The sequence below is a fragment of the Maritimibacter fusiformis genome (assembly GCF_008086115.1).
Classification (GTDB): Bacteria; Pseudomonadota; Alphaproteobacteria; order Rhodobacterales; family Rhodobacteraceae; genus Muriiphilus; species Muriiphilus fusiformis.
The window spans coordinates 49,252-68,667 of the sequence record NZ_VSIY01000015.1; the positions used below are offsets into that span (position 1 = coordinate 49,252).

Sequence of the window (19,416 nt, forward strand, 5' to 3'; positions counted from 1 at the left end):
CCCTTGATCAGTCTGGCAGCCCGGCCGGCCCGTCGCGCACCAGGTCGCGCAGCCCGATGGGCGTGTCCTGCGCCTTGGCCAGCGACCAGCCGATGCGGGTCGCATAATCCATCGCGGCGCCGGATAGAACCACCTGTTTCGCCGCACGCGGCTTGAGCCGGCCTTTTTCCAGGTAGATCCCCGCCTCGACGCTCAGATCGGCCAGGCCGCGATAGCGGAACACCCAGATCTCGCCGCTTCTCAGCGCCATCGACACCGCGGTGCCGCCAAGGTCCAGCGCCGCGTCGACATCGGGGTGAAGATGAAACCGGATGGCATAGCGCAACCCGTTCAGCCCGGTCGCAGCCAGCGCCCGGTCGAACAGTTGCTGTTCATCGTCCGACACCGCCGCCAGCGTTTCCTCGCCGGTGATCATGCGCCCGTCCGTGCGCATCTCGATCCGGCGCATGTAGCCCAGCCCGTGACTGGGGACATAGCCGTCATGGCCTGCGACGATCCCCACCATGCCCTCGGCCACCAGTTCCTGGGCATGCACCGTGCCGGGTGTGCGCACCAGCAGCGCCCGCTCGCCCGCGCCGGTGCGCCGGGGGGCGCCAAGGCGGGACGAGGAATGGCCGTCGATCCCCATGACCGAATGCGATGGCGTCGCGCGCCCGGCCTTGTGCCAGTCCTCGCCGAACTCGGCCCCCGACCCGCAACTGACGATCAGCGGCCGGCGCCCCGATGTCACCTCGATCGCCAGCGTCGAGGCATGGGCATTGGCCGAGGCCGCACCCGTCGGCGGGCGCGAGGCGTCCATGATCAGCGTGGTGCGCCCGCCCGACAGCCTGGCATAGCCCATCGCCAGCCCGGCGCTGGTGCCGGCCCTGACGCGCGAGGTTGCCAGCGCCTGGTCCAGCCGCCCCTCGGCCCCGCGCCCGCCGCCGTGAAACCGCGCCAGCCCGCCATCGGCATGGCGCAGCGCGCGCAGCGTGGGCGCGATCCGCTCGATCGCGGCCAGGTGTTCGGCCTGAGCCATTCGCCCGCTCTCGGCCAGCGCCAGCGAGGCCCAGTTCAAGAGCGTGAAGACCTCGAGCAGTTCCTCGGGGTTGCGGGTCGGGATACCACCCTCGGCGTCGATCTGCTGGCGGCATTCGCGCGACAAACCCTGCATCGCCGGGGCGACGTGATGCTCCATCCCGGTCAAGGACAACCCGGCATAGATCAGCCCGGTCAGCGCCTCGAACCGGGGCAGGCCGGGCGAGGCCACCGGCCAGCGCCGCGACAGAAAGATGGTCTGCTGACCCAGCGAACGAAAGAACGCCTGCGATGCGTCGGCGTCCTGCCCCGACATCACGAACAGCGCATGGTTGATCCAGCGGATCAGCCGCCGGCCGGTCAGGTCCGGCGTCCAGCCCGGCCCGGTGCCGCGGCCATAACGCTCGATCCAGCCTGCCGTCCAGGTCTGTGCCCGCTCGCGCGCGGCGCGGTCGCCCAGGGCGGCCAGGTCATCCATCCAGCCAAACCCGTGCAGCGCCTCGGAAAAGGCCGACGTGGGCGGGGCCACGTCCCAGATCATCCGATCGGGCGCCTGCACCAGGTGTCCGGCCAGAAGGATGTTGCCGGCCACCAGTTGCCGGCCCTTGGCATAGCTTCCGATGGTGCGGGGTTCGGGCTGCGAGACAAAGCCGGTCGGCGGACGCGCCCGCGCCGCCCGGCGCGCGTGCCAGCGGTTCATCCAGCGCGTTCGGCGCGCGGACCATGGATCATGTCGTGGCACGGGGCTGCCTCGGCTCGAATTGGCTGTGACCTTGTCCCTTGTCGGGGTCTTGGCGCGCATCCTACCGCGGTGGCCGGGGCGAGTCATGGCCTAAAGCTGGTCGTGAATGGCCCCGGTCGGGAAACCGGCAAGGTCTCGCCCCGACCCTTCGCGTCAGGCGGGCTTGACGAGGCAGGCGATGAAAAAGCCGTCCATGCCGCCCCGGTCGGCCCAGTAATCCGGGCGCAGCCGCAGCCCGCCCTCCGGCCCGATCCACCCGGGCTCGATGCCCGGACGCGCCAGCGCGGCGCGGTCGACGGCAAGGCCGGGATGGCGGGCCAGCGCGTCGCGCAGTTGTTCCTCGCCCTCGTCGATCAGCAGGCTGCAGGTGCAGAACACCAGCCGCCCGCCGGGCCGCAACAGGCCAAGCGCGTGGTCGATCAGCTTTTCCTGCAGCGCAAACAGCCCCGGAAACTCGCTGCCGTCCTTGGCGTGCGGCAGGTCCGGGTGGCGGCGGATGGTGCCGGTGGCGCTGCACGGCGCGTCGAGCAGGATGGCATCATAGGGCCCGCCCTCGAAGGTCAGCGCATCGGCGGTGACGGTGTCGGCGGCCAGCCCGGCGCGGGCCAGGTTTTCCGCCAGCCGCGCCATCCGGCCCTCGGAAATATCGACGGCGGTGACATCCGCCCCGGCGGCGGCCAGTTGCATGGTCTTGCCGCCCGGCGCGGCGCAAAGATCGAGCACCGCCTCGCCCGGCCCGGCCCCGAGAACCTGCGCCGGCAGCGCCGCGGCGGCGTCCTGCACCCACCAGTCGCCGGCCTGAAACCCCGGCAGCGCCGTGACCTGCGCGCCCGCCGCCAGCCGGACCGAGCCGGTCGGCAGCAGTTCCCCCCCGACCGCCGCGGCCAGCGCCGCCGGATCGCCCTTGGCGGTCAGGTCGAGCGGCGCACCGGCGTAATGCGCGGCCTCCATCGCCTCGACCGCCGCCTTGCCGTAATCGTCCACCAGCGGCTTGCGCAGCCATTTCGGCAGGCGCGGCACCGGCAGGCCGGGCCACTTGCCGGCGTCCTCTGCCACCTTGCGCAGAACCGCGTTGACCAGCCCGGCCAGCCCGGCGGTCTTCTTGTCGGCGCGCGCGATCTCGACCGCCGAATTGACCACGCCATGCGCGGCCTCGCCCGCCTCGCAGATCTCGGCGGTGCCAAGGCGCAGGATGTTCATCACCCGGGGGGACGGGCGCCGGGTCAGGTGCGGGCCGAGCATCCGGTCGGCCCGGTCCGCCACCCTGAGCGCCATCACCGCCAGCCTCTGGGCGCGCGCGCGGTCCTCGGGCGCCAGGCGGTCGACCCGGCGCGGCAGTGCTTCGGACAAAAGCCGGCGATCCTCGATCACGTCGCCCATCAGGTCGACCGCCACCTTGCGCGGTCTCGTTGCGTCGCCCGCCATGCGCCCTGTCCTTTGCCATTGCCGCCACGGCGGCCTATATCATCGCCAGAGCACAAGGAAACCTGCCATGAGCGACAAGATCAACCCGGACCTGCCCCCCGAAGCCAGGCGCGCGCTGGCCGAGGCCGAGGAGCGGCGCAAGGCGGCCAAGGATAAGGCGATGCCGACCGAACTGGGCGGACGCGACGGGCCGGAGCCCGTGCGCTTTGGTGATTGGGAAAAGAAGGGCATCGCGGTCGATTTCTGACCGGCGTTGCCAAGCGGTGCGCCTGCGGCGCGCAGGATTGATTGCTGGGGGCGCTGCCCCCATCGTCCGGTTTGCAGGCAAACCGAACTCCCCCCGGAGTATTTGGACCAAGATGAAGGGACGGTCGGTCAGAGGCCGAGCACGTCCATCATGTCGTAATGCCCCGGTTTGCGCCCGATCCCCCAGAGCGCGGCCTTGAGCGCGCCGCGGGCAAAGATCGCGCGGTCGGTGGCGAGGTGGCGCAGGACGATGCGTTCGCCCTGGCCCGCGAAGATCACGTCATGTTCGCCCACGATGTCGCCGCCCCGGATCGCGGAAAAGCCGATGTGACCATCGGTGCGCTCGCCGGTGATGCCGTCGCGGCCCCGGTCCGCGACCCGGGCCAGCGCCACGCCACGGCCTTCGGCGGCGGCTTCGCCCAGCATCATGGCGGTGCCAGAGGGGGCGTCGACCTTGTGCTTGTGGTGGGCCTCGACGATCTCGATGTCGAAGGCGTCGTCCAGCGCGGCGGCGACCTTTTTCGTCAGTTGCACCAAGAGGTTGACGCCAAGGCTCATGTTGCCGGCGCGCACGATGATGGCATGGCGCGCGGCGGTATCGATATGCGCGATGTCCTCGTCCGTCAGCCCGGTGGTGCCGATCACGTGCACCGCGCGGGCCTGGGCGGCGAGGTCGGCCAGCGCCGTGGTGGCAGCGGGGGTGGTGAAGTCGATCACCGCCTGGGCCTTGGCCATCGCCTCGAGCGGATCGTCGCTGACGCGCACGCCCAGCTCGGGCCTGCCCATGGCCTCGCCGATGTCCTGCCCGATCCAGTCGTGCCCCGGATGCTCCAATGCGCCGACCAGTCTTGCCGCCGGGCTTTCGGCCACCAGGCCGACCAGCATCCGGCCCATCCGGCCCGATGCGCCATTCACCACGATCCCCGGTGTGTCGCTCATCGTCATCTCCTGTTTTCTCCGTCCTAAGCCCTGTTGCCTGCTGGGGCAATCGGGCATACATGGCCGCCATGGCAAAGAACCGTTCTCATACCTCCGAAGGCCCGTCGCAGCGCCAGCTTCGCGTCGGCGAGTTGATCCGGCGCACCCTGTCGGATGTGCTGATGCGGGGGCAGATCCATGACCCCGACCTCAACCGCATGTCGATCACCGTGGGCGAGGTGCGCACCACAGCGGACCTGAGCATCGCCACCGTCCACGTTCTGCCGCTGGGCGGCAAGAACCCCGAGGCGGCGATCAAGGCGCTGGCCCGCAACAAGGGCGAGTTGCGCCGCGCGGTCGGCAAGGTGACCAAGCTCAAGACCACGCCCGACCTGCGCTTTGTCATCGACCAGACCTTCGACCAGCTTGACGAGACCCGGCGGCTGTTTGCCGACGAACGGGTGCGGCGCGACATCGAGGGTGACGGCGCAGGCGGCCCCGATGGTGATGGGGACGAGTAATGGCGCGACGCAAGAAGGGCCGTGACGTTCACGGCTGGCTGGTGGTGGACAAGCCCAAGGGCATCACCTCCAACGCCGTGGTGAACAAGGTGCGCTGGGCGTTCGAGGCGAAAAAGGCCGGGCACGCCGGCACGCTCGACCCCGAGGCGACCGGGGTGCTGGCGGTGGCGCTGGGCGAGGCGACCAAGACGGTTCCCTACATCACCGATGCGCTCAAGGCCTATCGCTTCACGGTGCGGCTGGGGCAGGCGACCAACACCGACGACACCGAGGGCGAGATCACCGCGACCTCGGACGCGCGGCCAACGGACGGTGAGATCGTGGCGGCGCTGGGCGCCTTCACCGGCGACATCATGCAGGTGCCGCCGAAGTTCTCGGCGGTCAAGATCGACGGCGAGCGCGCCTACGAGCTGGCCCGCGACGACGAGGATTTCGAGATCGCCGCGCGCCCGCTGTGGGTCGAGGAGCTGGTGATGGTCGCGCGGCCCGATCCCGATCATGTCGTGCTGGAAATGACCTGCGGCAAGGGCGGCTACGTGCGCGCGATTGCCCGTGACCTGGGCGAGGCGCTGGGCTGTTTCGGCCATGTCGCGGAGTTGCGCCGGATCTGGTCGGGACCGTTCGACGCCGAGGATGGCGTGAGCATGGAGCGGATCGAGGAGTTGGCGCGCACGCCTGAGATCGACGATCTCTTGCGCCCGCTCGAGGACGGGCTGGACGATCTGCCGGAACTTCGCTGCACTGCCGAAGGCGCGGCCAAGTTGCGCCATGGCAACCCCGGCATGGTGATCACCTCGGACGCGGAATATGGCGACGAGGCCTGGGCGTCGCACGAGGGCAAGGCGGTGGCGGTGGGCATCTACCGCGCCGGCGAATTGCATCCCAGCCGGGTGTTCAACCAGTAGGTCGGCGCGGCTCAGGCGATGATCTGGATCACCGGGTCCGGCACGGATTGCGCGGCGCCGATCGAATAGGCCGCAAGCACCCGCGCCTGGGCCGCGTCCGCCGCTTCGTCGCTGTCGGCGTGGATCAGGCAGAGCGGATCGCCCTTTGCCACCTCGACCCCCAGATCGACCAGCCCGGTCAGCCCGACCGCGGGATTGACCGCATCGCTGGCGACCCGCCGCCCGCCGCCAAGCTCGACCACGGCAAGGCCGATCTGGCGGGTCTGGATGGCGGCGACATGCCCGGCCTCGGGCGCGGGCACCGGGCGGGTCAGGTGCGCGCGGGCCAGGTGGCTTGCATGTGCCTCGACGAAATCGGCCGGGCCTCCCAGCGCCGTGACCATGCGGCCAAAGACCTCGACGGCGGCGCCGGACTCCAGGGCCTTGGTGGCCTGTTTCAGCCCGGCGGCGCGGTCAGGGGCCAGCCCGGCCAGCGCCAGCATCTCGCCCGCCAGCGCAAGGGTGACCGCCTCAAGCCGGGCATCGCGGTGCGCGCCGGTCAGGAAATCGACCGCGTTGGCGACCTCGACCGCATTGCCCGCCGCACTGGCCAGCGGCTGGTTCATGTCGGTGATCAGCGCGTTGCAGGCCAGCCCGGCCTCGCGCGCCACGCCGGTCAGGCTCTCGGCCAGTTCCACCGCGCGGGCGAGGTCGTCCATGAAGGCGCCGTTGCCGCATTTCACGTCCATCACCAGCCCGCCCAGCCCGGCGGCAAGCTTCTTGGACAGGATCGAGGCGGTGATCAGCGGCACGCTCTCGACCGTCGCGGTCACGTCGCGGATGCCGTAGAACCGCTTGTCCGCCGGGGCGAGGGCCGCGGTCTGGCCGATGATGGCGCAGCCGGTCTCGGCCACGACGCGGCGAAACAGGGTGTTGCTGGGCTGGCTGACATAGCCCGGGATCGTGTCCATCTTGTCGAGCGTGCCGCCGGTGTGGCCCAGCCCCCGGCCCGAGATCATCGGGACATAGCCGCCAGAGGCCGCGACGATGGGCGCGAGCATCAGGGACACGTTGTCGCCGACGCCGCCGGTCGAGTGCTTGTCGATCACCGGGCCGGGCAGGTCCCAGGCAAAGACATCGCCCGAATCGCGCATCGCCAGGGTCAGCGCGGCGGCTTCGGCGTGGTCCATGCCGCGGAAAAACACCGCCATGGCGAAGGCGGCCACCTGGCCTTCGCTGGCAGCGCCCGTGGAGATGCCTTCGACCATGGCGGCGATCTGGTCGGCGTTCAGGGTGTCGCCGTCGCGCTTGGCGCGGATGATTTCGGAAATCAGCATTGGCCCTCCTCGGTTGGGAGCAGTTTGACCGAACGGGCAAGAACCGCAAGCGCCGCGACTTGCCAATCCGGGCGGTTGCGGCCACAACCCGCGCATGATCATCCGTGAGCATATCAAGGACGACGCGCCCTCGGTGGCGGTCTATTCCGATTGCGAGCGTTACCGCTACCTACTGACGCGGACCTGGGATGCGGGCGGGCGGCGGGCGCTGTTCGTGATGCTGAACCCCTCGACCGCGACCGAGGTGCAGAACGATCCGACCGTGGAACGCTGCGAGCGGCGGGCGCGGGCGCTGGGCTTCGGGGCGTTCCGGGTGGCCAACATCTTTGCCTGGCGCGACACCGATCCGCGCCGGATGCGGGCGGCGGCGGACCCGGTGGGGCCCGGAAACGACGCGGCGATCCTGGAAAGTGCGCCCTGGGCCGACCGGATCATCTGCGCCTGGGGCACGCATGGGGCGCATCTGGGGCGCGGGCCAGCGGTCGAGACCCTGCTGCGCGGCACCGGGTTGCCGCTGTGGCACCTCGGGCTGAGCAAGGCGGGGCATCCGAAACACCCGCTCTACATCGCCTATACGAAACAGCCGGAGATCTGGGGGTAGGCGCGTTGGATGCGTGACACGCGGCGCGCTCAGCCAAAGACGTTTTCGGCCACCTCGACATAGACATCCCCGGCGCTGGCGCCCGGGGCGCCGCGCAGCAGCGCGACGGTCTGGCCGTTGATCGTGACCACCGCATCCTGGCCGTCCCCGCTGGGGCCGACGACCAGCGCGGCGTCGCCGTGGTTGATGGCGGGGTTCAGCGAGATGCGCAGGAAATCCTGCCCGACCGAGAAATCGGTGATCTCCGCCGCGCCGCTGCCGGAGGCTCCGTCGAAATAGACCCAGAAGGTATCGTTGCCGGTGCCGCCGGTGGCGGTGTCGGCGCGGTCCATGATCAATAGGTCGTCACCGTCGCCGCCATCGAGCTGGTCACTGTCGTCGTCGATATGCCAGCCGAAGTCGTGCCGCTCCCACCCGATGTCCTGTTCGGCGCGGCCGAGGTGGTCGATCACGTCGTCGCCATCGCCGCCCCGGAGCGTGTCGGCGCCGAAACCGCCGCGAATCAGGTCGTCGCCGCCGCCGCCGTCGATGAAGTCGTCGTCCCCGACGCCCTCGTCGCCCGCCGCATGGGCACCGCCCGACAGCACCTCGTCCGCCGCGCCGCCGAGCAGCACGTCATCGCCATCGCCGCCATCGAGCCAGGCGGTGGTGGCCGTGTCGCTTCCGGTCAGAGTGTCCGCGCCGGCGCCGCCGAACAGCGCCGAGACACCATCGCCCGCCGACAAGGTGTCGTCGCCATCGCCGCCGAAGACATAGGCCGCGCCGTCGCCCGCCGCGATCCGGTCGTCGCCCGCGCCGCCGTCGATCACCGTGACCGGGTCGTCGCCGCGCAGCATCGGGGTGCCGTCCCAGGTGGCGAGGATGCCGTCGCCATTGCCGGGCTGCCCGTCATCGGGTTCGGCATGGCTGTCGTCGCCGCCGGTCAGGTGGATGTCGTCGGTCAGGTGAATCTGCGTGCCGAGAAAGCCGACACCGGCATCCGAATCACTCTCGCCCGCCAGCATCTGCTGCAGGAACGATCCGTCGCCCTCGATGGCGAATTCGTCGGCGGGGTCTTCGATCGGAGAAAGCACTTCATCGGGGTCGACCGGATCGGGGTCTGCGGGCGGCTCATCGTCTTCGACGGGCGCCAGAATATCGTCGGGGTCCAGGCCCGGGCCGGTCGGCGCTTCGTCGTCGGTGACGGGCGCGGCGGGATCGGGGGCGTCGGTCAGGCCAAATTCGGTGCCGGTGGCGCCCCCCGGGTCGATGGCGTCGAGGAAATCGCCAGCGGTCTCGATATTGCCCGGATCGGCGTCGGGCGCGCCGGCGTCATCGGACTCGTCGTCCGTGGCGGTCTCGGGAAAGACCTCACCGAAAAACATGATGGGCAACAACCCCAGAAACAGGAGCGCAAAGACCATGACCCTACCCCGATTGCGGCCCGATAAATACCACGCGGGGCAGGTTCCACGAAAAGGATAGTGCCAAAAATTCTATCTATTGCGGGCGTTTACCATGTTCCATCGACGCTCACGCCAGCGACAGGAACCCGGTGATGCGCGCCGGGTCGTCGCTGCTCTCCACGGCCCAGCCGTTCGCGGTCAGCGCGGTGGCGGTGGCGGCAAGATCGCCGGTCTGGCGAACCAGAAGCGCGGGCAGGCCGGGTGCGGGTTTGAGGTCGACCGGAAAGCTTGCGCTGTTGTCGGGCAGGCCGCCGTCGATCGAGACAACGCGGCTGATCCGCTCGGGCCAGACCTGGGCCAGGATCAGCGCCATCACCCCGCCTTCGCCCTTGCCGACAAGCGCGAGCTTGCCGCTGGGGCTGGCGTCGGCGAGGTGCAGGATCAGCGTTTCGAGGTGGAACAGGCCATCGCCAAGGGTCGAAAGCTCGGGGCGTTCGGGCGGGCCGAAGAACCAGTAATAGCCCTTGATCCGGGTGTCTTCCATCTGGGTGCGGGGGCTGCGCACGCGCACCGCCTGGCGGTCTTGGCCAAGGCTGTCGGCCAGTGCCGCAAGCTCGCCCTCGTCCTGGAAACGGTCGTGCATGAGCAGGACCGGTTCGGCCCCTTGCTGGCCGGTCTTCCAGATGATCAGGGGGCCGCGGTACGGGTCATTCACCGGCGCACCCCGTGATCCAGGTTTCGATGATGGCAAGATCGCTCTCGGACAGCGACCCGCCAAGCGGCATCCGCTGGCCGGACCCGCCGGCCTCGAGATGGGTGCCTTCGAGCTTGCGAAACAGGTAGCTGTCCTCGAGCGAGCCGGGTTTGACATAGACAAGCTCGGACTGGTCGCTGGGCTGGTCGATCAGGCTGCCGGGGGCGGTGCCGCGTTGCAGGCTGAGGTTGCCGGCGGGGGCGGCATTCTGGTGGCAGGTGACGCAGCGCGAATTGACCATGCGCTGCACGTCGGCCTTCCAGGCCTCGACGCAGGCGTCGGTGTCGGTGTCGCCCGCGAACACGGTGGCGGGCGCACAAAGAGTCAGGAAGCCGCCGAACGCGGCTGCGAACATTCGAGACATGGGCAGAACCTTTATTGAAACCGCGGCGGGCGTGCATCCGGCGCCCGCCGCGCGTGACCTGATCAACTGGTGGCGTGCTCGCCGGCCATGAAGCCGAAGGTCAGCGCCGGACCCAAGGTGCCGCCGGCCCCGAAATAGGCCTGCCCGGTGGGTGACGCCATGCAGTTGCCGACGGCGTAGAGACCGTTGATGGGCCGGTCGTTGACATCGACCACCTGGCCATCGGCGGTGGTGACCGGACCGCCCTTGGTGTCCAGCGTGCCCGCCGACAGGATGATGGCGTAATACGGCCCGCTGCCGGTGATCGGATACATCCACGGGTTGGGCTTGTCGTTGTTGGCGCCGGGCTTATGGAAGTGCTTGTCGATGGGCTGTTCGCCGCGGTTGAAATCCAGATCCTTGCCGGTCTCGGCAAAGCCGTTGAAGCGCTCGATGGTGCCCTTGAGCGTGTCGAGGAAGGTATCGGCCAGCCGGTGATGCCCGATACGGTCGTTGAGGCTGGCAAGGCGCGCGTCGATGTTGGCGGCCAGCTCCTCCAGCGTTTCGCCCTTGATGATGTAGGAGGGCATTTCCGCACCCGGCGGCGGCATCAGCATGCCGCCGTATTCGATGGCGTGATCGTCGAAGATCATGAACTGGTAGAGGTTGGTATACTCGCCCTTGACCGCGTCCCAGGTCAGGTGGGTGCGGGTGCGCTCGTTATAGACGAACTTCTCGTCATAGAGCCGGTGGCCATACTTGTTGACCGCGATCATGCTGTCGCCGCCCAGGAACCATGTGCCGGAGGGGACGGACGAGAACTCCAGCACTTCTTCCAGCACTTCCTGCTGGTGCCAGGCCTCGTTCATGTTGCCGAGCTTGGCGCCGATCTCGATCGCCATGTTCACCAGGTCGCCCTGGTTGGTCGGAACGGCACAGCCGCCGAACACCGGAACCCGCAGGTAGTTGTCGCGCATCTCGGCGTTCTGGGTGAAACCGCCGGTGCCGAAGATCACCCCCTTGGTGGCGCGGATCATGCGCGCGCCGTCATAGTCGGTGACCTCGACGCCGATGACGTTGCGGTCGTCATCGAGGACGATCTTGGTGACCTGGCTTTCGGTGATGACGGGCGCGCCCTGGGCCTCGCAGAAGGCGGCAAGCTGGCCGATCATGTGGGCGCCGTAGCCGGACCCGCCTTCGCCATCGGACGGGTTGACGGTGCGCCCGTTGGGGGCCTTGTTTTCCGGCAGGTGGGCGAAGTAATCCGGCGCCGGTTCACCATCCCACGAGATCGCCATCAGCGACCCCATCGCGCCGGATTCGCTCAGCGTCCTGGTCACCCGCGCGCCGTTGTCGTAGAACGCCGCCAGCAGGTCGTAGGTGTGCTGCGACATGCCGAACTGCGCGTCATCCTCGCGGTAGAGGTGCGGATAGGCAAGGCGGGCCATGTAGCGGATGGCGTCGTCGCGCGGGTCTTCGAGGCCCATTTCCTGCATGTAGGGGTTGTTGGGAACCCAGAACGCCCCGCCCGATTTTCCGGTGGTGCCACCGGGCACCGGGCCTTTTTCGTAGATGTTGACCTTGGCGCCATTGCGCAGGGCGGCCACCGCCGCCGCAAGCGCCGCGCCGCCGGAGCCGACGACCACGACTTCGGTTTCCTCGTTCCAGTCCTGCGCCGCCGCCGAGCCGACCGTGACGACGCCAAGCGCCACGCCCGAGGTGCCGGCCGCCGCCGCCTTGAAGAAGTTGCGCCGCGAGATGCGCGACCCGGTCGCGGTTTGCGCCTCGTCTTCGATGTCCATTGTGTGCTTGGTCATGGCTTGCTCCTTCCAGATCGTGCGACAGCGACACATATCGTGTCGGTGCGACCGCCAAATGGCTTTCTCAAATCCTACATATGAGATGTGGAAAATTCAACGCGCCTGTCAATTATTTATTTTCAAGACAGAAAATTACCCGCACGCGGCGCATTCGCCAAAGGCACGGGCGCCGGGGCTTTCGCGTGCCCCCGCACCTGCGTTAGCGTCAGGGCGAGGACGAAGGGAGACGCCGATGCAGGACGAGACCGGACAAGCCGCGCTGCTGGACGAGCTTCGCGCCGTCAGGGCCGAGGTCGAGCGGCTGAACGAGCAGAAGCTGTTTCAGAACGAGCGCACCCTCAAGCGGGTGATGCTGATGGGGCTGGCGCGGGGGCTTGCCTTCGGGTTGGGCTCGGTGCTGGGGGCGTCGATCCTGATCTCGGCGCTGGTCTGGGCGCTCAGCACCATCGACTTCATCCCGGTGATCGGCGACTGGGCGCAGGAGATCATCGACCAGATCGACCCGCCGGGGCCGCGCTGACCGATTTCGCTTTACTTTCACGCCGGGATTTCCTATCCGCCCGCATCCGCGGATGAGCCGCGGCATCTCCACGGGCCTGTGCTGGACGACATCCCGGCCTGCGCCATCCACTCGAACCTCAAAGGAGACCCCGATGTCGATTACCGCCGAAGAAAAGACCCGGCTGATGAAGGAATACGCGACCAAGGACGGCGACACCGGTTCGCCGGAAGTCCAGGTGGCGATCCTGACCTCGCGCATCGCGACGCTGACCGAGCATTTCAAGACCCACAAGAAGGACAACCACTCGCGCCGTGGCCTTCTGATGATGGTGGCCCAGCGCCGCAAGCTGCTGGACTATCTCAAGGGCAAGGACGAAGGCCGTTACCAGGACCTGATCAAGCGCCTGGGCATCCGCCGCTAGGGCTGGGGCCGCGCTGCCGTCGCAGCGCCGGGCCGACGATGAATTCCGACCCGCCCGTGCCGCAAGGCGCGGGCGTTTTCGTGTCTGCGTCCGGGTCCGGCACCGGGCGGCATTTGACGTTCGTCATATGGTTTTTCCCGGCGCGCGCATTGTGATTGTTGCACGAATTCGCGCGAAGATGTCGCACCTGCCGGGTTTCTGTGGCATGTTAGCGTTTACAAGCTTTCAGGCCCGGGTTCCGGGTTCAACAAGGGGACGGACACACCATGCCACAGCAATTCGACACACCGCGGGAACGCCTCTTTCTGCCCTTCCTGTCCGGCTTCTACGCCTACTTCGCGCAGCCGGTCGGATGGCTGGCCTTTCGCATCATCATCGGCGGCTTGTTCGCGCTGAACGGCTGGGACAAGATCATGAACCCGATGGCGATGTCGGGCTTCGTCGAGATGATCGGCTTTGCGCCCGGCTGGCTGTTCTCGCCGCTGCTGGCCTTCGCCAACTTCTTCGGCGGGCTGTTCATCATGTTCGGCTTCCTGACCCGTCCGGCGGCGCTGGTCAGCGCCATCATCCTGCTGATCACCTACTGGTACCATGCCGCGAACCCCTATGGTGACGCCTTCCTGACCGCCGAGGGAATCGCCTATCTGAACGAGAACAAGGAGCTTCTGACGCCGGCGGGCCAACGGCGGCTGCTGGCCGATGGCGGGGCCGCGTTCCTGGCCGGGCCGACCGGGGTGCAGCTCAAGGCCGAGTATGCCTCGCTGTTCTGGACTGCGGGGGCCGCGATCATCGCGGCGCTGGGCGGCGGGACGTATTCCGTCGACCGGATGCTGATGAAGCGCGAGTTCTGAGACTTTCCGGGCGGGGCGATCGGCCCCGCACGACCTTCCTTTCGCCGATGCCAACGCCGAACGCCCCGCGCGGGGTGTCTCCCGGCAGGGTGTCTGAGGTTTGTTCGCTCACATACTCACAAGGGGTAAAGTGGCGGGCCCGCCTAGGGGCAAGTGTTCCTTCGCCGGGCGCAGAGCCTCGCCTGCACCTTCATCAGGTGGTCTTAGGTGTCCCGGCTGCCTCTTGTCCGGTTTGCTAGGCCGGGCTTGAGACACGGATACCACTTTCGTGCACGCGAGAGGTTATCGCAGGAAAAGGTTAACGGGCGCGAAACCATGCGTGCGTTGCGTCATCCTGGCCGGGGTGTTTCGGGAAGGGCGGCGCCAAGCCCGGCTCGGGTTTTCCCGTGCAAGCCAAACCCCTTTCCACATCGCCCCTTTTGCTGTATGGCCCGCGCATCTGAGACGCGGCGCCCTGACCCCGGCGCTCGAAATGGATGAGAGGGGTCGGCGGCAATGGGGCCGCCATGAAAACGGGAGACCCGGAGGGCCGGGAGCGCTCCCATACAGGAAACGATACATGTTCAATACGACGACGAAATCCATTGAATGGGGTGAGGAGACGCTTACCCTCGAGACCGGCAAGATCGCCCGCCAGGCTGACGGTTCGGTCATTGCCACGCTGGGCGAAACCTCGGTCATGGCCAACGTGACCTTTGCCAAGGAACAAAAGCCCGGCCAGGACTTTTTCCCGCTCACGGTTCACTACAACGAGAAATACTATGCCGCCGGCAAGATCCCGGGCGGCTTCTTCAAGCGCGAGGCGCGTCCGACCGAAAAAGAGACGCTGACCTCGCGTCTGATCGACCGTCCGATCCGCCCGCTGTTCGCGCCCGGCTTCAAGAACGAAGTGCTGGTGATCTGCACCGTGCTGTCGCACGACCTGGTCAACGACCCCGATATCGTCGCGATGATCGCGGCCTCGGCGGCGCTGACGCTCTCGGGCGCGCCGTTCATGGGCCCGATCGCCGGTTGCCGCGTCGGCTACGAGGATGGCGAATACGTCCTCAACCCGACCTGCGACGACATGCACAAGCTGCGCGAGAACCCCGACCAGCGCCTCGACCTGGTGGTCGCGGGCACCAAGGACGCGGTGATGATGGTGGAATCGGAAGCCTACGAGCTGTCCGAGGCCGAGATGCTGGGCGCGGTCAACTTTGCTCATGAGCAGATCCAGCCGGTGATCGACCTGATCATCTCGCTGGCCGAGGACGCGGCAAAAGAGCCGTTCGACTTCCAGCCGCCCGACTACTCGGAGCTTTACGCGGCCGTGAAGGCGGCGGGCGAGGACAAGATCCGCGCCGCCTATGCCAACACCGACAAGCAGGAGCGCGTTGCCGCCGTGGCTGCGGCCAAGGAAGAGATCAAGGCGGCGCTGAGCGAAGAGCAACTGGCCGACGAAAACCTCGGCACCGCGCTGAAGCAGCTTGAAAGCGCCGTGGTGCGCGGCGACGTGGTCAGGACCGGCAAGCGGATCGACGGCCGTGCGCTGGACACCGTGCGCCCGATCCAGTCGGAAGTGGGCATCCTGCCGCGCACGCATGGTTCAGCGCTGTTCACCCGGGGCGAGACCCAGGGCCTGGTGGTCACGACGCTGGGCACCGGCGACGACGAGCAGATGATCGACGCGCTGACCGGCACCTACAAGTCGAACTTCATGCTGCACTACAACTTCCCGCCCTACTCGGTCGGCGAAGTGGGCCGCTTCGGCTTTACCGGACGCCGCGAAATCGGCCACGGCAAGCTGGCGTGGCGGGCGTTGCAGGCGGTTCTGCCGGCGGCGACCGATTTCCCCTATACCATCCGCGTGGTCTCGGAGATCACCGAGTCGAACGGGTCGTCCTCGATGGCCTCGGTCTGCGGCGGTTCGCTGTCGATGATGGACGCGGCGGTGCCGCTGAAGGCGCCGGTGGCCGGTGTGGCGATGGGCCTGATCCTCGAGGAAGATGGCTCCTACGCCGTGCTGACCGACATTCTGGGCGACGAGGATCACCTCGGCGACATGGACTTCAAGGTCGCGGGCACGGAGAACGGCATCACCTCGCTGCAGATGGACATCAAGGTCGCCGGCATCACGCCGGAGATCATGGAGAAGGCGCTGGCGCAGGCGAAAGAAGGCCGGCTGCACATCCTGGGCGAGATGAACAAGGCCCTGTCGGCTGGCCGTCAGGAGTTCTCGGCCCATGCTCCGCGCATCGAGACGATGACCGTGCCCACCGACAAGATCCGTGAAGTGATCGGTTCGGGCGGCAAGGTGATCCGCGAGATCGTGGAAGTGTCGGGCGCCAAGGTCGACATCAACGACGATGGCGTGATCAAGATCGCCAGCCCCAACGCCGACGCGATCCAGAAGGCCCACGACATGATCCACGCGATCGTGGCCGAGCCGGAAGAAGGCCATGTCTACAAGGGCACCGTGGTCAAGATCGTCGACTTCGGCGCCTTCGTGAACTTCTTTGGCAAGCGCGACGGGCTGGTGCATGTCAGCCAGATCGAGAACCGCCGCCTGAACCACCCCTCGGACGTGCTGAAAGAGGGCCAGGAAGTCTACGTCAAGCTCCTGGGCTTCGACGACCGCGGCAAGGTGCGGCTGGCGATGAAGATGGTCGACCAGGGAACCGGCGAGGAACTTCCGCCGGAGGATCGCAAGAAGAAAGACGACGACGACTAATCGACGGACGTTTGCAAGACGAGGGCCCCGGTGGAAACGCCGGGGCCCTTTGATGTCGACCGCGTGACGGCATAACGTGCCGCGGTCATGCCGCCCCGGCAGGATTTATGTTCCGACACCGCGCATTTTTCCATAAGGTGAAATGATCACCAAGGAGGCTGACACATGAAACCGAACGCCTGGATCACCCTGTTCTGCATCGCGGGCCTTGCCCCACCGGCCGCTGCCGAAGCGACGCTGTCGGTCGTTCTGAACCTCAATGCCGACAGCGACGTGATCGCCGCGCGCTATACCTGTGACGCCGGCGAGCCGTTTTCCGTCCAGTATGTCAACGCCGGCCTCAACAGCCTCGCGCTGATCCCGATCGACGGGCAGGAGGTGGTTTTCGTCAACGTGGTCTCGGCGTCGGGGGCACGTTATGTGTCCGGTCCGTATGAATGGTGGACCAAGGGCAGCGACGCCACGCTGTCCAACCAGTTCGAAAAGGGCAACACGGCCGAGTGCGTCTATCAGGAGTGACCGGCGCGGTCCGCTAGATCGGGACGATCCGCGCCCGCCCCTCCTCCGTCAGCAGCCAGGCCTGCCGCCCTTCCAGCACAACGGCGCTCAGCGGTTCGCCATAACCGGCGCCGGTGTCGATGTTCAGGCGGTTGCCGTAGTGGGTGACCACCTCGACCGGGGTGTGCCCGTGGACGACCAGCGCGCCGTGGTCGGCGGTGGAGTTGAGGAAGTCGCCGCGAATCCACAGAAGGTCGTCCTCCACCTGGTCTTCGAGCGGCACGCCGGGGCGGATGCCGGCATGGCAGAAGAAGAGCGCGCCAAGCCGGTGCGAGGTGGGCAGGCCGGCAAGGAAGGCGCGGTGCGTTTCCGGCACGAGGTCGAGGGCGGCGCGGTGGACGGTGGCCGCATCGGCCCCGGTATCGACGCCATAGGAGGCAAGCGTGCCCTGGCCGCCAAGGTTGGGGTGCAGCCAGGAAAGATCTGCGCGCAGACCCGGATCGCGGCGCGGCGGCGTTTCGAGAAACCGCTGCATCATGCGGTCATGGTTGCCCTTGAGCACGACCCAGGGTTCGCCCCGGTCCAGCCCCGTCAGCAGAACGTCGATCACGCCCTTGGTGTCCGGCCCGCGATCGCAGAGATCGCCGATATGCACGACCGGGGCGGCGCTGTCGCCCACCCGGTCGCGATCCGCCGCGATCAGGCGATGCGCCCGCTCCAGCCCTGAACGATGGCCGTGAATGTCTCCGATGGCATAGGCGCGCATGGTGGCTCCTTCGGTCCCGAGATAGCAAGAAGGCCCCGGCGTTTCCACCGGGGCCCTTGCAAAGACCGTTCGGATCAGACGTCGAATTCCAGCGGCGCGACCAGTTGGAACAGCCCGGTCTGGCGCAGTTCCTCGAGCACGTTGTCGGCCACCCGCCCATCGACATAGAGCAGCGCAATGGCGTCGCCGCCGGATTCGCTGCGGCCAAGGGTGAAGTTGGCGATGTTCACCCCGTGCTTGCCCATCGTCACGCCCAATGTGCCGATGATGCCCGGCTCGTCCCGGTTGGTGGTGTAGAGCATGTGCTGGCCGATGGCGGCGTCGATGGTGATGCCCTTGATCTGGATGAACCGCGGCTTGCCATCGGTGAACACGGTGCCGGCGATGGAGCGTTCGCGCTTCGCCGTCTTGACCGTCACCTTGACATAGCCGTGAAACACGCCGGAACTGGCCTGCGTGGTGGTCGAGGTCTTGATGCCGCGATCGGTGGCGATCACCGGGGCGGACACCATGTTCACGTCGGGGTTGGCGGGCTTGAGCAGCCCGGCGAGCACAGCACAATCCAGCGCCTTGGTGTTCATCTCGGCGGCGACACCGTCGAGCAGGATGTTGACCTCCTCGATCGGCTCATCGGTCAACTGGCCGATGAAGGCACCCAGATGCCCGGCCAGCTTGATCCACGGCCCCATCACCTTGGCCTCTTCGGCGGTGACGGAGGGCATGTTGAGCGCGTTCTGCACGGCCCCATCCAGCAGGTAGTCCGACATCTGCTCGGCCACTTGCAGGGCCACGTTTTCCTGCGCCTCGGTGGTGGCCGCGCCCAGATGCGGCGTGCAGACCACGTTGGGCAGGCCGAACAGCGGGCTGTCGGTGGCCGGTTCCACCTCGAACACGTCGAACCCGGCGCCGGCGACATGGCCCGACCTGATCGCCTCGGCCAGGGCTGCCTCGTCGACCAGCCCGCCACGCGCACAGTTGATGATACGCACACCGCGCCGGGTCTTGGCGATGTTCTTCGCCGACAGAATGTTGCGGGTCTTGTCGGTCAGCGGCACGTGCAGGGTGATGAAATCGGCGCGCGCCAGCAGGGTGTCGAGATCGACCTTCTCGACCCCCAGCTTGTCGGCGCGCTCCTGCGACAGGAAGGGATCGTAGGCGATGACCTTCATCTTCAGGCCCTTGCCGCGCTCGGCGACGATCGAGCCGATGTTGCCGCAGCCGATCACGCCCAGGGTCTTGGCGGTCACCTCGACCCCCATGAAGCGCGATTTCTCCCACTTGCCGGCCTGGGTCGAGGCGTTGGCCTCGGGCACCTGGCGGGCCACGGCCATGATCATGGCGATGGCGTGTTCGGCGGTGGTGATCGAATTGCCGAAGGGCGTGTTCATCACGATCACGCCTTTTTGCGAGGCGGCGGGGATGTCGACATTGTCGACCCCGATGCCGGCTCGGCCGATGACCTTGAGGTTGGTGGCCTTGTCGATCACGTCGGCGGTCACCTTGGTGGCCGAGCGGATGGCAAGGCCGTCATAATCGCCGATCACCTCGAGGAGCTTTTCCTTGTCCTTGCCGAGGTCGGGCCGAAAATCGACCTCGATCCCGCGGTTTCGAAAGACCTGGATGGCGGTTTCGGAGAGCTTGTCGGAGACGAGAACTTTGGGGGCCATGAAATTGG

At 67.4% G+C, this 19,416-nt stretch carries 19 protein-coding genes; 9 read left to right on the top strand and 10 right to left on the bottom strand.

The genetic code is table 11. The features are described from left to right. Positions 1-7 precede the first annotated feature (7 nt). Both FVF75_RS14965 and FVF75_RS14970 read right to left on the bottom strand, forming a co-directional pair. Positions 8-1,717, bottom strand: coding sequence for a heparinase II/III family protein (locus FVF75_RS14965; protein WP_148379452.1), 1,710 nt, complete (start codon positions 1,715-1,717; stop codon positions 8-10). Positions 1,718-1,912: 195 nt separating this feature from the next. Then, positions 1,913-3,184, bottom strand: a complete 1,272-nt coding sequence (locus FVF75_RS14970; protein ID WP_148379453.1) for an RsmB/NOP family class I SAM-dependent RNA methyltransferase — start codon at positions 3,182-3,184, stop codon at positions 1,913-1,915. Positions 3,185-3,251: 67 nt separating this feature from the next. Here FVF75_RS14970 and FVF75_RS14975 point away from each other — a divergent pair, with 67 nt between their 5' ends. Further along, entirely contained in the window at positions 3,252-3,431 is a 180-nt protein-coding gene (locus FVF75_RS14975) for a DUF1674 domain-containing protein (protein ID WP_148379455.1), read from the top strand. Positions 3,432-3,559: 128 nt separating this feature from the next. On the opposite strand, the gene dapB is transcribed toward FVF75_RS14975, so the two are convergent. Next, positions 3,560-4,369 carry a 4-hydroxy-tetrahydrodipicolinate reductase gene (gene dapB, locus FVF75_RS14980; protein WP_148379457.1) on the bottom strand — a complete coding sequence of 270 codons (810 nt, stop codon included), beginning with the start codon at positions 4,367-4,369 and terminating at the stop codon, positions 3,560-3,562. A 68-nt stretch (positions 4,370-4,437) separates the two neighbouring features. On the opposite strand from dapB, the gene rbfA reads away from it, so the two are divergent. Next, entirely contained in the window at positions 4,438-4,869 is a 432-nt protein-coding gene (rbfA, locus tag FVF75_RS14985) for a 30S ribosome-binding factor RbfA (protein WP_148379459.1), read from the top strand. Then, a complete protein-coding gene (truB, locus tag FVF75_RS14990; RefSeq protein ID WP_148379461.1) occupies positions 4,869-5,774 on the top strand; it encodes a tRNA pseudouridine(55) synthase TruB in 906 nt (301 codons plus the stop codon). Before rbfA ends, truB begins: the two co-directional genes overlap by 1 nt. An 11-nt stretch (positions 5,775-5,785) precedes the next feature. On the opposite strand, the gene deoA is transcribed toward truB, so the two are convergent. After that, positions 5,786-7,090: a thymidine phosphorylase gene (gene deoA / locus FVF75_RS14995; protein WP_148379463.1), complete on the bottom strand. Its 1,305-nt coding sequence runs from the start codon at positions 7,088-7,090 to the stop codon at positions 5,786-5,788. Between the two features lie 94 nt (positions 7,091-7,184). On the opposite strand from deoA, the gene FVF75_RS15000 reads away from it, so the two are divergent. Beyond that, positions 7,185-7,691 (top strand): DUF1643 domain-containing protein, encoded by a 507-nt coding sequence (locus tag FVF75_RS15000; protein WP_148379465.1) that lies wholly within the window; start codon positions 7,185-7,187, stop codon positions 7,689-7,691. Positions 7,692-7,720: 29 nt separating this feature from the next. Here FVF75_RS15000 and FVF75_RS15005 read toward each other — a convergent pair whose 3' ends face one another. The 4 genes from FVF75_RS15005 to FVF75_RS15025 all read right to left on the bottom strand — a co-directional run bounded on the left by FVF75_RS15005 (position 7,721) and on the right by FVF75_RS15025 (position 11,990). After that, on the bottom strand, positions 7,721-9,094 hold the full coding sequence (locus tag FVF75_RS15005; RefSeq protein WP_187393090.1) for a calcium-binding protein: 1,374 nt from the start codon (positions 9,092-9,094) through the stop codon (positions 7,721-7,723). A 109-nt stretch (positions 9,095-9,203) separates the two neighbouring features. Further along, on the bottom strand, positions 9,204-9,791 hold the full coding sequence (locus FVF75_RS15015) for an alpha/beta hydrolase (RefSeq protein WP_148379469.1): 588 nt from the start codon (positions 9,789-9,791) through the stop codon (positions 9,204-9,206). After that, positions 9,784-10,185 (bottom strand): hypothetical protein, encoded by a 402-nt coding sequence (locus FVF75_RS15020; protein WP_148379471.1) that lies wholly within the window; start codon positions 10,183-10,185, stop codon positions 9,784-9,786. The genes FVF75_RS15015 and FVF75_RS15020 overlap by 8 nt, the downstream gene beginning before the upstream one ends. Before the next feature lie 71 nt (positions 10,186-10,256). Then, positions 10,257-11,990, bottom strand: coding sequence for an FAD-dependent oxidoreductase (locus FVF75_RS15025; protein WP_166129127.1), 1,734 nt, complete (start codon positions 11,988-11,990; stop codon positions 10,257-10,259). A gap of 235 nt (positions 11,991-12,225) precedes the next feature. Here FVF75_RS15025 and FVF75_RS15030 point away from each other — a divergent pair, with 235 nt between their 5' ends. The 5 genes from FVF75_RS15030 (at position 12,226) to FVF75_RS15050 (ending at position 16,996) form a co-directional block, all read left to right on the top strand. Next, positions 12,226-12,513: a DUF5665 domain-containing protein gene (locus FVF75_RS15030; protein ID WP_148379474.1), complete on the top strand. Its 288-nt coding sequence runs from the start codon at positions 12,226-12,228 to the stop codon at positions 12,511-12,513. A gap of 133 nt (positions 12,514-12,646) precedes the next feature. Beyond that, the gene (rpsO, locus tag FVF75_RS15035) at positions 12,647-12,916 is read left to right on the top strand and encodes a 30S ribosomal protein S15 (protein WP_148379476.1); all 270 of its coding nucleotides are present in this window, start codon (positions 12,647-12,649) and stop codon (positions 12,914-12,916) included. 266 nt (positions 12,917-13,182) lie between these two features. Beyond that, on the top strand, positions 13,183-13,767 hold the full coding sequence (locus FVF75_RS15040) for a DoxX family protein (RefSeq protein ID WP_148379478.1): 585 nt from the start codon (positions 13,183-13,185) through the stop codon (positions 13,765-13,767). Positions 13,768-14,326: 559 nt separating this feature from the next. Then, positions 14,327-16,477, top strand: coding sequence for a polyribonucleotide nucleotidyltransferase (pnp, locus tag FVF75_RS15045; protein WP_148379480.1), 2,151 nt, complete (start codon positions 14,327-14,329; stop codon positions 16,475-16,477). 165 nt (positions 16,478-16,642) lie between these two features. Further along, positions 16,643-16,996, top strand: coding sequence for an MliC family protein (locus FVF75_RS15050; RefSeq protein ID WP_148379482.1), 354 nt, complete (start codon positions 16,643-16,645; stop codon positions 16,994-16,996). 13 nt (positions 16,997-17,009) lie between these two features. On the opposite strand, the gene FVF75_RS15055 is transcribed toward FVF75_RS15050, so the two are convergent. After that, positions 17,010-17,741 (bottom strand): metallophosphoesterase, encoded by a 732-nt coding sequence (locus FVF75_RS15055; RefSeq protein WP_148379484.1) that lies wholly within the window; start codon positions 17,739-17,741, stop codon positions 17,010-17,012. A gap of 74 nt (positions 17,742-17,815) precedes the next feature. Continuing rightward, the gene (gene serA, locus FVF75_RS15060) at positions 17,816-19,408 is read right to left on the bottom strand and encodes a phosphoglycerate dehydrogenase (RefSeq protein ID WP_148379487.1); all 1,593 of its coding nucleotides are present in this window, start codon (positions 19,406-19,408) and stop codon (positions 17,816-17,818) included. Positions 19,409-19,416: the final 8 nt, after the last annotated feature.